At 57.7% G+C, this 14,321-nt stretch carries 14 protein-coding genes; 11 read left to right on the top strand and 3 right to left on the bottom strand.

Annotated features, from left to right (window positions below):
• Positions 1 to 84: 84 nt before the first annotated feature.
• Entirely contained in the window at positions 85 to 1,305 is a 1,221-nt protein-coding gene (gene fabB / locus HFD95_RS09520; RefSeq protein WP_010257968.1) for a beta-ketoacyl-ACP synthase I, read from the top strand.
• Positions 1,306 to 1,390: 85 nt separating this feature from the next.
• Here fabB and HFD95_RS09515 read toward each other — a convergent pair whose 3' ends face one another.
• Positions 1,391 to 2,815: a PLP-dependent aminotransferase family protein gene (locus tag HFD95_RS09515; protein WP_167430170.1), complete on the bottom strand. Its 1,425-nt coding sequence runs from the start codon at positions 2,813 to 2,815 to the stop codon at positions 1,391 to 1,393.
• A gap of 87 nt (positions 2,816 to 2,902) precedes the next feature.
• Here HFD95_RS09515 and HFD95_RS09510 point away from each other — a divergent pair, with 87 nt between their 5' ends.
• Complete coding sequence (locus tag HFD95_RS09510) at positions 2,903 to 3,346, top strand: rhodanese-like domain-containing protein (protein ID WP_010257974.1); 444 nt, start codon at positions 2,903 to 2,905, stop codon at positions 3,344 to 3,346.
• 1 nt (position 3,347) lies between these two features.
• Here the strand turns inward: HFD95_RS09510 and flk are convergent, their stop codons facing one another.
• Complete coding sequence (gene flk / locus HFD95_RS09505; protein ID WP_010257977.1) at positions 3,348 to 4,397, bottom strand: flagella biosynthesis regulator Flk; 1,050 nt, start codon at positions 4,395 to 4,397, stop codon at positions 3,348 to 3,350.
• Positions 4,398 to 4,579: 182 nt separating this feature from the next.
• Positions 4,580 to 5,479, bottom strand: a complete 900-nt coding sequence (locus tag HFD95_RS09500; protein WP_010257979.1) for a DMT family transporter — start codon at positions 5,477 to 5,479, stop codon at positions 4,580 to 4,582.
• Between the two features lie 97 nt (positions 5,480 to 5,576).
• On the opposite strand from HFD95_RS09500, the gene HFD95_RS09495 reads away from it, so the two are divergent.
• The 9 genes from HFD95_RS09495 to cvpA all read left to right on the top strand — a co-directional run bounded on the left by HFD95_RS09495 (position 5,577) and on the right by cvpA (position 14,304).
• The gene (locus tag HFD95_RS09495) at positions 5,577 to 6,356 is read left to right on the top strand and encodes a helix-turn-helix domain-containing protein (RefSeq protein ID WP_010257982.1); all 780 of its coding nucleotides are present in this window, start codon (positions 5,577 to 5,579) and stop codon (positions 6,354 to 6,356) included.
• A gap of 55 nt (positions 6,357 to 6,411) precedes the next feature.
• Positions 6,412 to 7,545 (top strand): 4-phosphoerythronate dehydrogenase PdxB, encoded by a 1,134-nt coding sequence (pdxB, locus tag HFD95_RS09490; RefSeq protein WP_111534460.1) that lies wholly within the window; start codon positions 6,412 to 6,414, stop codon positions 7,543 to 7,545.
• Positions 7,546 to 7,847: 302 nt separating this feature from the next.
• Positions 7,848 to 8,855, top strand: a complete 1,008-nt coding sequence (locus HFD95_RS09485; protein WP_167430169.1) for an aspartate-semialdehyde dehydrogenase — start codon at positions 7,848 to 7,850, stop codon at positions 8,853 to 8,855.
• Positions 8,856 to 8,857: 2 nt separating this feature from the next.
• A complete protein-coding gene (gene truA, locus HFD95_RS09480; protein WP_008926481.1) occupies positions 8,858 to 9,661 on the top strand; it encodes a tRNA pseudouridine(38-40) synthase TruA in 804 nt (267 codons plus the stop codon).
• Positions 9,662 to 9,690: 29 nt separating this feature from the next.
• Positions 9,691 to 10,353 carry a DedA family protein gene (locus tag HFD95_RS09475; protein ID WP_010257990.1) on the top strand — a complete coding sequence of 221 codons (663 nt, stop codon included), beginning with the start codon at positions 9,691 to 9,693 and terminating at the stop codon, positions 10,351 to 10,353.
• Positions 10,354 to 10,497: 144 nt separating this feature from the next.
• Entirely contained in the window at positions 10,498 to 11,412 is a 915-nt protein-coding gene (gene accD, locus HFD95_RS09470; protein WP_010257992.1) for an acetyl-CoA carboxylase, carboxyltransferase subunit beta, read from the top strand.
• Positions 11,413 to 11,506: 94 nt separating this feature from the next.
• Positions 11,507 to 12,775 carry a bifunctional tetrahydrofolate synthase/dihydrofolate synthase gene (folC, locus tag HFD95_RS09465; RefSeq protein ID WP_010257994.1) on the top strand — a complete coding sequence of 423 codons (1,269 nt, stop codon included), beginning with the start codon at positions 11,507 to 11,509 and terminating at the stop codon, positions 12,773 to 12,775.
• A complete protein-coding gene (dedD, locus tag HFD95_RS09460) occupies positions 12,765 to 13,553 on the top strand; it encodes a cell division protein DedD (RefSeq protein ID WP_010671447.1) in 789 nt (262 codons plus the stop codon). Before folC ends, dedD begins: the two co-directional genes overlap by 11 nt.
• A gap of 265 nt (positions 13,554 to 13,818) precedes the next feature.
• Positions 13,819 to 14,304 (top strand): colicin V production protein, encoded by a 486-nt coding sequence (gene cvpA / locus HFD95_RS09455; RefSeq protein WP_003854265.1) that lies wholly within the window; start codon positions 13,819 to 13,821, stop codon positions 14,302 to 14,304.
• Positions 14,305 to 14,321: the final 17 nt, after the last annotated feature.

Raw genomic sequence — 14,321 nt, 5'->3', positions numbered from 1 at the left:
GGAAATAGCTGATCGGACTTGTTCGGCGTACAAGTGTACGCTAGAGTGCATGCCAATTAAGAAGAAGTGGATGAGGAAGATTGAATGAAACGTGCTGTGATTACTGGCTTAGGGATCGTTTCCAGTATTGGTAATAACCAGCAGGAGGTGCTGTCATCTCTGCGTGAAGGACGCTCTGGCATCACCTTTTCTGAAGAGATGAAAGATTCCGGCATGCGTAGTCACGTCTGGGGTAACGTTAAATTAGATACCACCGGCCTCATCGATCGCAAAGTTGTGCGCTTTATGAGTGATGCGTCCATCTATGCTTATCTTTCCATGGAAGAAGCGATTAAAGATTCTGGCCTCAGCGCTGAAGCGTATCAGAGCAACCCACGAGTGGGTCTGATTGCGGGTTCAGGCGGCGGCTCCCCACGTTTCCAGGTATTTGGTGCTGACGCAATGCGCAGCCCACGCGGCCTGAAAGCGGTTGGCCCTTATGTTGTCACCAAAGCGATGGCCTCTGGCGTCTCTGCCTGCCTCGCAACGCCATTCAAAATTCATGGCGTAAACTACTCGATTAGCTCCGCCTGTGCCACCTCTGCGCACTGTATCGGTAACGCCGTTGAGCAGATCCAGCTTGGCAAACAGGATATCGTTTTTGCGGGCGGCGGCGAAGAGCTGTGCTGGGAAATGGCCTGTGAGTTCGACGCCATGGGCGCGCTCTCTACCCGTTACAACGACACGCCAGAAAAAGCGTCACGCACTTATGACAATGAGCGCGACGGCTTTGTTATCGCCGGTGGCGGTGGCATGGTCGTCGTTGAAGAGCTGGAGCATGCGCTGGCACGTGGTGCGCATATCTATGCCGAAATCGTCGGTTATGGTGCCACTTCAGACGGTGCAGACATGGTTGCTCCATCAGGTGAAGGCGCAGTGCGCTGCATGAAGATGGCGATGCACGGTGTCGATACCCCGATTGACTATCTGAACAGCCACGGAACCTCTACCCCGGTGGGTGATGTGAAAGAGCTGGGTGCGATTCGTGAAGTGTTTGGCGATAACACGCCATACATCTCAGCAACGAAAGCGATGACCGGCCACTCTCTGGGTGCGGCTGGCGTGCAGGAAGCGATCTACTCGCTGCTGATGCTGGAGCATGGCTTTATCGCGCCAAGCATCAACATCACCTCGCTTGACGCGGCAGCAACCGGTATGAACATCGTCACTGAGCCGATGGAAAAAGAGCTGACTACCGTGATGTCTAACAGCTTTGGTTTTGGCGGTACCAACGCCACATTGACCATGCGTAAATATCAGGCGTAATTATTACGTCAGCACTCTGAAGGGCCGGCTTGCCGGCCCTTTTTGTTTTACAGCCCATCCGCTTTACCTCGTTCAACCCTCCGTTTTAGCCCTCCCGCTGCAGCAGCCGCAGCAATGTATCGCATCCTGCCACAATCTCGTCAGGCGTCAGTGCGGCAAAGCCCAGCATCCAGCCTTGCTGAGATGAAGGCCCGGCATAGAGCGGACTCAGACGCGGCAGCAGCAAACCCTGTTGAGCCGCCAATGCGCTTAATCGCGCTTCATCCTGTTGCAGTCTGACAGTTACCTGTAATCCGCCGCTGCTGACAATCGGCGTGATCCACGGCGACAGTTGCTGAGCGATTAGCGTCAGCAGCAGATCGCGACGGCTGTGATAGAGCTGACGCATCAGCCGCAGATGGCTGGCGAAATGTCCCTGTTGCAGAAAGGCGGCTGTGACAGCCTGCGGCAGCAGGGCGCTGTGTCCATCCAGCACGCTGCGTGCCTGGCCTATGGGGGTAATCAGCGCGGGCGGGACCACCATCCAGGCCAGCCGCAGGGAGGGAAACAGCGACTTCGAGAAGGTGCCCAGCGTAATCACCCGCTGATGGCGATCCAGTCCCTGTAGCGCAGGGATAGGACGTTCGTCGTAGTGAAATTCGCTGTCATAATCGTCTTCGATCAGCCAGCACCGGTTGCGCTGCGCCCAGTCCAGCCACGCCAGGCGTCGCGTCAGGCTCAGCGTCACGCCGGTAGGGTAATGATGCGATGGCGTCAGATACATCAGTTTTGCACTGCCGCTGGCGGGGATGGCACCTTCGGCATCGACCTCAATCCCGCGCACCTGTGCGCCGGCAGCCAGAAAGGCGTTACGCGCACCAGGATAGCCCGGCTCCTCCATCCATACCTCATCACCGGGATCGACGAACATCATTGCCAGTAACTGCAGTGCCTGTTGTGAACTGGTCAGAATGATCACCTGTTCCGGCTGGCATGCCACGCCCCGGGAAAGTGCCAGATAATCCGCGAGTGCGCTGCGTAACGGCAGGTAGCCGCAGGGATCGCCATATCCCATTGCGGCACTGCCTAGTGAACGCTGCACGCTGCTGCCGAGGCGTCGCCACGTGTCATGGGGAAAAGCGCGTAACTCCGGTGAACCGGCGGCGAATGCATGGGGAAAAGGGGGATCCTGACAGCCACCGGTTGCCAGTACCTGCTGGCCCCGCGCTGAGAAACGGACGGGCTGAGGCCGGGCCGGAAATGATGATGAGTGGGTGGGGATGATGATGGCAACAAAAGTACCGCGACCGGTCTCGCGTCGCAGATAGCCTTCACTTTCCAGCTGTCCGTAGGCCGCTTCCACCGTCACACGTGACAGACGCAGATCCTGCGCCAGCTGCCGACTGGACGGCAACTGCTGACCAGAATGCAGATGGTGCCGGTTGATCGCCAGTCGCAGGGTAGAGCAGAGCCGCTCGCGCACGCCGCCACTGGTCTGATGCTGGAAAAGTTGTAATAACGGTGAAGACATATGGGTCTTATACCTGATGGGGAATGGGTATCAGTAAGCAGTCCACTTTGCCGTAAACTGCAGACTCACCACAACAGGAGAATCGCTATGTCATCGGTTTTACGAATTCCGGCCGCCACCCCGCAGCAAAGCCTCGACTATCTGCAGGCAAAACTCGCTTTTTACACCGACGCCTGGGATCTGGCGGAAGATCTGGAACGGCAAATCCCGGATATCGTGGTAATCGATGCTCGCGCGCCGGAGGCTTATCGCGCCGGGCATATTTGCGGCGCGATCAACTTTCCGCATCGCGAGATGGATGCCACTACCACGGCCCGGCTCGATCGCAGCAAAGTTTATGTCACGTATTGTGACGGCATTGGCTGTAACGGCTCGACGAAAGCGGCCTGGAAACTGGCCTCGCTGGGATTTCAGGTGAAGGAGTTGATTGGCGGGCTGGATTTCTGGAAACGTGACGGTCATCCGCTGACCTGGGGTGATGCACCGGGCGAATGGCCAGTCGCCGCGCCCAAAGCATTCTGTGGCTGTTAACTCAGAGGACCACCCAGAGTAAAAGGGTGATGACGACCAGTGCGACAAAGAAGCCCAGCAGGGGGCGCTCTGCCAGAGGCTGAATCGCGGGCGGCAGCGACGCAACAAAGGGCGACCAGATCGGCTGCGGTTTAATCTCGCTGGCAGCCAGCGGCTGTTCGAGAAGTTTTTCTGCCCGGTCGGCGCGACGGCTGAACAGGAAGTTCAGCAGATCCTGGGTCTGCGTTACGGTGAGCACCGTCTGCGGTGTCGCCTGGAAACGCTGCTGGCTGTAATCCTCCAGTTGCTGCCGTTCCTGCTGATCAAGCGGCTGTTTCAGGGACGCTTCCAGCAATTGCAGCGTCGGTGCGCTGTGCTGACTCAACGTCTGACGTACCTGCAGATACTGTGTCAGCAGCGGGAAGTGGCGCGACGGGATGGGATCACCGCTGGTCAGATTCACCAGTTTCAGCGCAGCCGTCCACAGCTTACCGGTGGATTCGCCCGTGGCAGCGGCCAGGCGTACCACCTGCTGATTCAGCGTATGATGCTCGGCAGGCAGCAGCGTGCGATCGCTGACGCGGATCTGCTGCGGCTGAGGAATGGTCATCTGCCCGTTCTGCAGCATCGTCAGCACCTGGCGCAGCTGATCCTGGCTCAGCGCGCTCAGTACGGTCTGACCAAATTGCTGACGGATAAAATCGCTGACGGCCTGACGGTTATTCCCTTTCGGCAGCAGATCGGTGAGCTGGGTCATCAGCTGGCGTGTGGCATGCCCATTTTGCGTCTGCGTAAGGCGGCCATTAAGGTACTGTTCCGCTGCCGGAAAATGACGCGACTGCAACTCCGCTTCACTTTTTACGCCCACTTCATGGCGTACGCCCGCCCACAGTTCAGGCGCTTTAAGATTACTGAGCGATGAGATACGCACGATCAGCCGTTCTAACGTCGTGCGCTGCGCAGGGGAGAGGGGCTGTTCACCGGCCACTGAACCGTGACGCGTAACGCCAGTTTGCGGATTGACAGATGAACGATCGCCGACCGGCACACCGGGGCCGCTGAGTGGTTGCATGGCGGATTCCTTGGGAAAACAGAACAGCGTGGGGTGCGCCGGAAAATGAATAGGCCATGATAGCAAAAGCCCCCGGGAAATCCCACGGGGGACATGCGTTTCGGCGCGAGATTTACGCTTCAGCTGTAGCCTTTCTTCACTGCCATCCTCAACAGCACCCTCACTCGCCACAGCCGCGCTATTCAGGCCTGTGGGTGGCTCACCGGTTTACGGCGGGATAAGGGGGTACGCAGCCGCTGCGCCAGTATCACACCGCCAAGCGTCAGACCGCCGCCAATCCAGTGGTAACTGTGTAGTTGCTCATGCAGGAAAATCACCGCGATCACCGCGGTAAATACCGGGATCAGATTCATAAAGATACTGGTGGTGCTGGCACCCAGACGCTGCACACCGTGGATCCACAGGAACGGCGCGATGATCGAAGCAAACAGACCGGCAAAGGCCACCAGCGGCAGGTTGTGCCGGTTAAGCGCCACCTCGGGGGCCAGCAGAAAACCAGGCAACAGCAGTACGACACCAAATAAAATCTGCACATACAGGCTTTGCCAGATCGGCAGCGGCAGTGCCCAGCGTCGTGTCAGCACGCCATACAGCGCATAGGCGGCAGAGGCGGCCAGCATCAGCAGTTCACCTTTGCCCAGACCGTGATTCAGCAGCTGCATCACGTTGCCCTCACTGACCAGCCACACCAGACCGGTAAAGGAGATGATGCTGCCGAGCAGGATGCCCAGCGTCGGCGCAATCCGTAGGATCACCACGCTCAGCAGCACGGTGAGCAGGGGGATGAGGGCGCCGATAATGCCCATAAAGAGTGCGCTGACACTTTGTGCTGCGTAGTAGGCGAGACTCTGATAGAGCACCATGCCGAGCAGGCCAAGGATCGCCAGCCGCCAGAGGTGCGGTTTAATGACCTGACGCGTGCGCCACACGCCGGGCAGCACAAAGGGCGTCAGCACCAGCAGCGCCAGTAACCAGCGGTAGAATGAGATCGCCGCCGGATCGATCGCATCCGCCGAGAGTTTGCTGACAATTGAGTTGATCGACCAGATTATTACCGCAAAGAGCGGGTACAGGAAAAACATGCTGACTCTCCACACGCCATAATGAGGCGCAGTGTACGCTTGTCCGGATTTATTCAGATAGTTAATATCGGACAAATTTAGTTGTGGAGCGGACAGAATGACCCTGAAAGTGATCTACCAGCCGCCCCTTGACGCGCCGCAACTGCGCTACTTTATGCGTTATGAGCAGGCCAATGCCCGCACCGAATATCTGCCGCATGCGCATGCCTGGGGTCAGCTCATTATGGTGAAAAGCCACGTACTGGAGATGCAGGTCGAGGGTGAGCGATTGCTGACACCGGCAGATATTCCGGTCTGGATCCCACCGGGTCAGCTTCATAGTAGCTATAACCATCGTCAGGCACAGTTCCGTACTTTTAATCTGGCGGCTCCGTTATGCGCCGATCTGCCCCGGCGCGCCTGCCTGCTGCTGGTCGATCCCATTGCACATGCCATTATGGATGAGTTTGCTGAGCAGCAAATCGAGCAACCCGAAACGGATGCGCAGTGGCGGCTGTGCGAGGTGCTGCGCGATCGCCTGCAGCTGGCGCAGGTACAGGAGAGTTATCTGCCCACCTCTGACGATAAATTTCTGGCGCCGGTGTTACATGCGCTGGAAGCGCATCCGGGCGATAACACCACGCTGGCAGGCTGGGCGGCGCGGGTCTTTACCACCGAACGGACGCTGGCGCGTCGCTGCCAGCAGCAGCTTCATATGACCTTTGGCGAGTGGCGGCAGCGGCTGCGGTTTCTGCGCGCCATTGTGCTGCTGGAGCAGGGGGAAAGCGTGCAGAGCATCGCCCATGAGCTGGGATACAGTTCAGCTTCGGCGCTGATTGTGATGTTCCAGCAACAGGCGGGAACCACGCCCGAACGCTACCGTGCACGGTTAGGCTAACGCGTCGCTTTGTGCCAGAATAATTGCCTGATATGTAACTGACAGGAAAGCCGTGGTGAAAATTCTGGTCGATGAAAATATGCCTTATGCCCGTGAGCTATTCAGCCTTACCGGCGACGTGGTCGCGGTGCCGGGGCGTCCGCTGCCGGTGGCTGAACTGGCCGATGCCGATGGCCTGATGGTGCGCTCAGTCACCCAGGTTAATGAGGCCCTGCTGGCAGGAAAGCCGGTGAAATTTGTCGGAACCGCCACGGCGGGCACCGATCATGTCGACGAGAACTGGCTGCAGCAGGCGGGCATTGCGTTCTCTGCCGCACCCGGCTGTAACGCCATTGCGGTGGTGGAATATGTTTTTTCTGCGCTGCTGCTGCTGGCGGAACGCGATGGTTTCCAGCTGCGTGACCGCACTGTCGGCATCGTTGGCGTCGGTAACGTCGGTGGGCGACTGCAAAAGCGTCTTGAGGCCTGGGGCATCAAAACCCTGCTGTGCGATCCGCCGCGCGCCGATCGCGGTGACGAGGGGGATTTCCTGTCGCTGGAGGCCGTGACAGAGCAGGCTGATATTCTGACGTTCCATACGCCGCTGTTTAAAGAGGGCCCGTATAAAAGCTGGCATCTGGCGGATGCGGCGCTGCTGATGGCGCTAAAGCCTAATACTATTCTGATCAACGCCTGTCGCGGCCCGGTGGTGGACAACAGCGCGCTGCTGGAGGTGCTGAAAATGCGGCACGATCTTAGCGTCGTGCTGGATGTCTGGGAGCCGGAGCCGGATCTGTCGCTGGCGCTGCTGGATAAGGTCGATATCGCCACGCCGCACATCGCGGGCTACACGCTGGAAGGCAAAGCACGCGGCACCACCCAGGTGTTTGAAGCCTGGTGCGACTTTATTGGTCAGCCGCAGCAGGTGCCGCTCAGTACCTTACTGCCGGTGCCGGAATTCAGTGAAATCACCCTGAATGGCCCGCTGGATCAGCCAACGCTGAAACGCCTGGCGCATCTGGTGTATGATGTGCGCCGCGATGATGCCCCCCTGCGTAAAGTGGCGGCGAAACCCGGCGAGTTTGATCGCCTGCGCAAGCAGTATCAGGAGCGCCGCGAGTGGTCATCGCTGCAGGTGAACTGCGATGACGCCACAACCGCTGAGCTGCTGAACCAGCTGGGCTTTAACGCAATCATCTCCCCGGAATAGCGGGCGCTGCAGGTCAGGCGCCCTGGCGCGGTTTCCGCACTGAATTAATCAGTGAACGGAAGGCGCGCGCTGCTGGCATGTCTGCATGACGGCGGGTTCTGGGGGGATATACCCAATGGATTTCGGGTTGCATTGAGGCGGCAAGAGAACGAATCCCGATGAGCTTACTCATGTAAGTGATTCGGGTGAGTGAACGCAGCCAACAAAGATGCAACGTGAAAGACGACGGGGATAAATCTGAATCCCTGGGCGGTGAATATCACCGCCTTCTGTTTTTATGTCATTGTCTGGAGTAAACCAACATGTCTGACGGCTGGAATATTGCGCTACTTGGCGCGACAGGCGCAGTAGGGAACGCTGTACTGGAACTGCTGGCGGAACGCCAGTTCCCGGTTGGTGAATTATATTTGCTGGCCAGCGAAAACAGCGCGGGCGAAATCAAACGTTTCGAAGGCCGCTCGGTGCGGGTCGAAAATGCGGAGACGTTCGACTGGTCACAGGCGCAGCTGGCCTTTTTCGTGGCGGGACGTGACGCCTCGGCGCGCTTTGCCGAGGAAGCGGCCAATGCCGGTTGTCTGGTAATCGACAGCAGCGAGCTGTTTGCGCTGGAACCCGATGTGCCGCTGGTGGTGCCGGATGTGAATCCGCAGGTGCTGGCAGATTATCGCAATCGCAACATCATCAGCGTGGCGGATAACCTGGTAAGCCAGCTGCTGACCGCAATTAAACCGCTGGTGGATGCGGCCGGATTGAGTCGTTTACAGGTGACTAACCTGATCTCAGTCTCCAGCTACGGCAAAGTGGCTGTCGATGCGCTGGCCGGGGAAAGTGCCCGCCTGCTGAACGGTCTTCCGGCCGATGAACACCATTTTGGTCGTCAGCTGGCGTTTAACCTGATGCCACAACAGGCCGACGCAGAAGGCAGCGTGGAGAGTGAGCGTCGCCTGATTGATCAGGTGCGTAAGGTATTGCAGGACGAAGGCTTACCGATTGCGGTCAGCAGCGTACAGGCTCCGGTGTTCTACGGTAATGCGCAGATTGTGCATATCGAAAACCTGCGCCTGCTCTCTGCTGAAGAAGCGCGTGCCGAACTGGCGCTGGCGTCAGATATTCGTCTGAGCGAAGAGGATGAAGTGCCGACGCCGGTCACGGATGCCTCAGGCAACGGCGAACTGAGCATCGGCGCTGTGCGCAACGACTACGGTATCCCGGAGCTGCTGCAGTTCTGGTCAGTAGCGGACAACATTCGTTTTGGCGGCGCGCTGATGGCGGTGAAAACCGCTGAGAAACTGGTTCAGGAGTATCTGTAACCATGTCCGATGGTCAGACGCAAAAACTGGCGCTCGGCATCGAGTATGACGGTAGCCGTTACTACGGCTGGCAGCGTCAGAATGAAGTCCGCAGCGTGCAGGAGAAGGTAGAACGCGCGCTGTCGAAAGTCGCCGATCATCCGGTCAGCATTTTTTGTGCTGGCCGCACCGATGCAGGCGTACACGGGACGGGGCAGGTGGTCCATTTCGAGACCACCTCGCAGCGGCCTGATGGCGCCTGGACGCTGGGCGTCAACGCTAATCTGCCGCCGGATATTGCGGTGCGCTGGGTGAAAGCGGTGCCGGATGAATTTCATGCCCGCTTCAGCGCCACGGCCCGACGCTATCGCTACCTGATCTACAATCAGCGTCTGCGTCCGGCGGTGCTGGCGCAGGGCGTGACGCACTTTTACCATCCTCTGGATGCAGAGAAGATGCAGCGCGCCGGGCAGTGTTTGTTAGGCGAGAATGATTTCACCTCATTCCGAGCCGTGCAGTGCCAGTCGCGTACACCGTGGCGCAACGTGATTCACCTCAACGTGACGCGTCAGGGTCCCTACGTGATTGTGGATATCAAAGCCAATGCCTTTGTGCATCACATGGTGCGCAATATCGTGGGCAGCCTGATGGAGATAGGCTGCGGCAATAAGCCGGAGTCATGGATGGCAACGCTGCTGGCGGCGAAGGATCGGACATTAGCCGCAGCCACAGCCCGGGCAGAGGGGTTGTATCTGGTGGCGGTGGATTACCCATCCCACTTTGCTTTACCACAGCCGTCGATGGGACCGTTGTTCCTCGCGGATTAATTCACTTTCAGGACTTAAAAGGGCGCGCCATGGAGTTTCTCCATTTTCTGGTTGATTTTATTCTGCACATTGATGTGCATCTTGCCGAACTGGTTGCACAGTACGGTATCTGGATTTACGCTATTTTGTTCCTGATTTTGTTCTGCGAAACCGGTCTGGTGGTGACGCCCTTCCTGCCGGGTGACTCGTTGCTGTTTGTGGCGGGCGCACTGGCGGCGTTGCCGGGTAACGATCTTAATGTGCATGTGATGGTGGCATTATTAGTGGTGGCCGCGGTTCTGGGCGATGCGGTGAACTACACCATTGGCCGCCTGTTTGGCGAACGGTTGTTCAGTAACCCGAACTCGAAGATTTTCCGTCGCAGCCATCTGGATAAAACCCATGCGTTTTATGCCCGTCACGGCGGAAAAACCATTATCCTGGCGCGCTTCGTGCCGATCGTGCGAACCTTTGCGCCGTTTGTTGCCGGTATGGGCCATATGTCCTATCGCCACTTCGCGCTGTTCAACGTAACGGGTGCGCTGCTCTGGGTGCTGCTGTTCTCCTATGCCGGCTACCTGTTTGGCGATCTGCCGGTGGTGCAGGAAAACCTGAAGCTGCTGATTGTGGGCATTATCCTGGTCTCGATTCTGCCAGGTGTGATTGAAGTCTGGCGTCATCGCCGTCAGGCTAAGCAACAGAAGCAGCCGTAAGGCTGCGCTCAGGGGTAAGACCAGATTTTTATCCACAGTCTGAACAGGTTGTGGTTTAATGAGCGACATTTACCGTCTGCTGAAGCGGTTTTCAGCAGTATCAAGACGACTGGACCAGGTCAGTTTTAAACAGAAAGGTCATCAATGAGCTGGATTGAACGCATTCTTAATAAAAGCACCGGAACGCCTGTGCGCAAAGCCAGTATCCCGGAAGGGGTCTGGACCAAGTGTGACAGCTGTGGTCAGGTGCTCTACCGCGCCGAGCTGGAGCGTAATCTTGAGGTCTGCCCGAAGTGTGACCATCACATGCGGATGCACGCCCGTGAGCGCCTCGGCAGTGTCCTCGATCAGGGGACGATGGTTGAGCTGGGTAGTGAACTTGAACCTAAAGATCTGCTCAAGTTCCGTGACTCCAAAAAGTACAAAGATCGTCTGATCGCGGCCCAGAAAGACACCGGTGAGAAAGATGCGCTGGTGGTCATGAAAGGTCAGCTGCACGGCATGCCGGTTGTTGCGGCGGCCTTTGAATTTGCCTTTATGGGCGGTTCAATGGGCTCTGTGGTCGGTGCGCGTTTTGTACGTGCGGTTGAGCAGGCGTTAGAAGATAACTGCCCGCTGATCTGCTTCTCCGCCAGCGGCGGGGCGCGTATGCAGGAAGCGCTGCAGTCGCTGATGCAGATGGCGAAAACCAGTGCGGCACTGGCAAAAATGCGTGAGCGCGGTCTGCCTTATATTTCCGTGCTGACTGACCCGACTATGGGTGGTGTTTCGGCCAGTTTTGCCATGCTGGGCGACCTCAATATCGCGGAACCTAAAGCACTGATCGGCTTTGCCGGCCCACGCGTTATTGAGCAGACCGTGCGTGAAAAACTGCCGCCGGGCTTCCAGCGCAGTGAGTTTCTGATTGAAAAGGGCGCGATTGATATGATCATTCGCCGTCCGGAAATGCGCTACAAACTGGCAAGCCTGCTGGCAAAAATGATGAACCTGCCGGCACCGCTGCATGATGGTGAACAGTCCGCTCCGGCGACGACTGAATCGGAAAGCAACGAGGCCTGACAGGAGATAGAGAGGTGCGTCCAAAGCACCTCTTACCAATGCACCGTATACCGCAGCAGCAGCCTGCCAGGTATAAATAAGCAAAACGGGACATATGGACAATCTTCACCTTCCCCAAGCCACGTCGCCTTTGGCCACGTGGCTTTATTATCTTGAGCACCTGCATACTCAGGCCATTGAACTGGGTCTGGACCGTATTCGTCAGGTAGCGCTTCGTCTCGACCTGCTGAAACCCGCTCCTTTTGTCTTTACCGTGGCCGGTACTAATGGCAAAGGCACCACCTGTCGCACCCTGGAAACGCTGCTGATCGCCGCGGGTTACCGCGTTGGCGTGTACAGCTCACCGCATCTGGTGCGCTATACCGAGCGCGTTCGGGTTCAGGGAGAGGAGCTGAGTGAAGCGCAGCACTGCGCCAGTTTTGCGGAGATTGAAGCCGGACGTGCAGATATTTCGCTGACCTATTTTGAATTTGGCACGCTCTCTGCGTTGAATCTGTTCCGCCAGGCGCAGCTGGATGTCGTGATCCTCGAAGTCGGCCTCGGTGGACGGCTGGATGCGACAAACATCGTGGATGCCGATGTCGCGGTGGTCACCAGCATTGCACTCGATCACACCGACTGGCTTGGCCCGGATCGCGAAAGCATTGGGCGTGAAAAAGCCGGTGTGTTCCGGGCGGGAAAACCTGCGGTCGTGGGTGAACCGGATATGCCGCAGAGTATTGCCGTGGTCGCACAGGAAAAAGGTGCGCAGCTGATGCAGCGCAACCGTGACTGGTCGTGGCATGCGCAGGCAGAAAGCTGGTCACTGCGTGATGCGACAGGTGAGCTGAACGATCTACCGCTGCCACAGGTGCCGCTGCCTAACGCGGCGACCGCGCTGGTGGCGCTGCGGGTCTCCGGGCTTGAGGTCAGTGAGGCGCAGATTCGCGCCAGCCTGCCGCTGGCGATGCTGCCAGGCCGTTTTCAGACCCTCAGCGAATCACCGCGCGTTATTCTGGATGTCGCCCATAACCCGCATGCGGCAGCATATCTGGCGTCGCGGCTGGCTGCACTGCCGAAACGCGGCAAAGTGCATGCCGTGGTGGGCATGCTGCATGATAAAGATATCGCCGGAACGCTGGCGGCGCTGGCACCGGTGGTCGATGCCTGGTACTGCGCGCCCCTCGAGGGTCCGCGCGGCGCCAGTGCTGAGCAACTGCTGAACAACCTGCCGCAGGGCGAGGCTTTTAGTTCGGTTGAGCTCGCCTGGCAGCAGGCACGCCAGCGGGCAGCGCCGCAGGACATTGTGCTGGTCTGTGGTTCATTCCACACCGTTGCACAGGTCATGGAATCGATTGAAACGGAGAAAGGACGTGGCAAGTAAGTTTCAGAACCGTTTAGTCGGCACCGTTATTCTGGTCGCCGTTGGCGTGATTGTGCTGCCAGGGCTGCTGGATGGTCAGAAAAAGCATTACAAAGAGGAGTTCGCCGCCATTCCGCTGGTGCCGAAACCTGACGATCAGCAGGACAGCGAAATGGTGCCGCCGGTAACCCAGTCGCTGCCGGCACAGCCGCCGGAAGGCGCGGGCAATGCGGTCAGCAGCAGCAATGGCAATGGCAACGGTAAAACCAACGCTACGGCAGAGCAGGGTCGGACTCAACCGGAAGACGAGAGCGATCCGGTAGTGGTCTCGCCGCCGCCGGTTCATCAGTCTGTGCCCGCACAGACGGTGACGAAGCCGAAGGTCGTTGAGCAGCAGAAACCGAAAGTAACAGAGCAGCCTAAGCAGAAGCCGGTCGAACAGCAGAAGCCAAAAGTCGTGGAGCAGCCTAAACCTAAACCGGTTGAACAGCCTAAAGTGGTCGAACAGCCGAAGCAGGAAGAGCCGCCGAAAACGGCAGAGACGACAGCGCCGGCAGGGCAGGCTTATGTGGTGCAGTTAGGTGCGCTGAAAAACGCCAGCAAAGTGAATGAGATTGTCGCGCAGCTGCGGCTGTCGGGCTATCGCGCCTTTACCGTGCCTTCAACGCCGGTACAGGGTCAGATCACCCGCATTTACGTTGGGCCTGATGCGTCGAAAGCCAAAATGCAGAGTGCGGTTGGCGAGCTGAAAAGTATCTCAGGACTGGGCGGTGTCGTGAAACCCTACAGCGCCCGCTAAAACGGGCGATTGGCGCTGCCGATAGCAGTAACAGGCAGCGTCTTTTACCCCTCAGACAGCGCGTTTAATGCGCGCTGCCGCGAAAAAAATTGACGATTTTCAACGGCCTGTCCGGCCGAGAATCACCCGGGCGATAGCGTTTTTTTTCATCGCCTTTTTTATGGATGCAGAAAAAGAAAACCGCTACGCAAACGTTTTCTTTTTCTGTTAGAATGCGCCCCGAACTGGATGCAGGGGTGCAATTGCACTGGCGCTGGAAGAGTTCATGATCTGGATTGATTACGTCATTATTGCGGTAGTTGGTTTTTCGGCTCTGGTCAGCCTGGTCCGTGGGTTTGTCCGTGAAGCCTTATCTCTTGTTACCTGGGGATGCGCGTTTTTTGTCGCCAGTCATTACTACGCCTACCTTGCAGTCTGGTTTACAGGTTTTGACGACGAACTGGTTCGTAACGGTATCGCTATCGGTGTGCTGTTTGTGGCGACCCTGATTGTGGGGGCCATTGTGAACTACGTTATCGGCACGCTGGTGGAAAAAACCGGCCTGTCGGGAACCGACCGGGTGTTGGGCGTCTGTTTCGGGGCATTGCGTGGTGTGCTGATCGTAGCCGCTTTGCTGTTCTTCCTCGATACATTCACTGGCTTTTCCAAAAGTCCGGACTGGCAACAGTCTCAACTCATTCCCGAGTTCAGTTATATAATCAGGTGGTTTTTTGATTACCTGAAAAGCACGTCGAGTTTTTTACCCCGGTGATGTGACCGGGAGTGCGG

The organism is Pantoea sp. EKM10T (genome assembly GCF_011800685.1).
Classification (GTDB): domain Bacteria; phylum Pseudomonadota; class Gammaproteobacteria; order Enterobacterales; family Enterobacteriaceae; genus Pantoea; species Pantoea agglomerans.
The sequence above is the reverse complement of the archived record's forward strand: the minus strand, read 5'-3'. Positions and strand labels throughout refer to the sequence as shown.

Coding starts and splice junctions, on each gene's coding strand:
- fabB (WP_010257968.1), top strand. CDS start 85: ATGAAACGTGCTGTGATTACTGGCTTAGGGATCGTTTCCAGTATTGGT.
- HFD95_RS09515 (WP_167430170.1), bottom strand. CDS start 2,815: ATGTCTTCACCGTTATTACAACTTTTCCAGCATCAGACCAGTGGCGGC.
- HFD95_RS09510 (WP_010257974.1), top strand. CDS start 2,903: ATGTCATCGGTTTTACGAATTCCGGCCGCCACCCCGCAGCAAAGCCTC.
- flk (WP_010257977.1), bottom strand. CDS start 4,397: ATGCAACCACTCAGCGGCCCCGGTGTGCCGGTCGGCGATCGTTCATCT.
- HFD95_RS09500 (WP_010257979.1), bottom strand. CDS start 5,479: ATGTTTTTCCTGTACCCGCTCTTTGCGGTAATAATCTGGTCGATCAAC.
- HFD95_RS09495 (WP_010257982.1), top strand. CDS start 5,577: ATGACCCTGAAAGTGATCTACCAGCCGCCCCTTGACGCGCCGCAACTG.
- HFD95_RS09485 (WP_167430169.1), top strand. CDS start 7,848: ATGTCTGACGGCTGGAATATTGCGCTACTTGGCGCGACAGGCGCAGTA.
- truA (WP_008926481.1), top strand. CDS start 8,858: ATGTCCGATGGTCAGACGCAAAAACTGGCGCTCGGCATCGAGTATGAC.
- HFD95_RS09475 (WP_010257990.1), top strand. CDS start 9,691: ATGGAGTTTCTCCATTTTCTGGTTGATTTTATTCTGCACATTGATGTG.
- accD (WP_010257992.1), top strand. CDS start 10,498: ATGAGCTGGATTGAACGCATTCTTAATAAAAGCACCGGAACGCCTGTG.
- folC (WP_010257994.1), top strand. CDS start 11,507: ATGGACAATCTTCACCTTCCCCAAGCCACGTCGCCTTTGGCCACGTGG.
- cvpA (WP_003854265.1), top strand. CDS start 13,819: ATGATCTGGATTGATTACGTCATTATTGCGGTAGTTGGTTTTTCGGCT.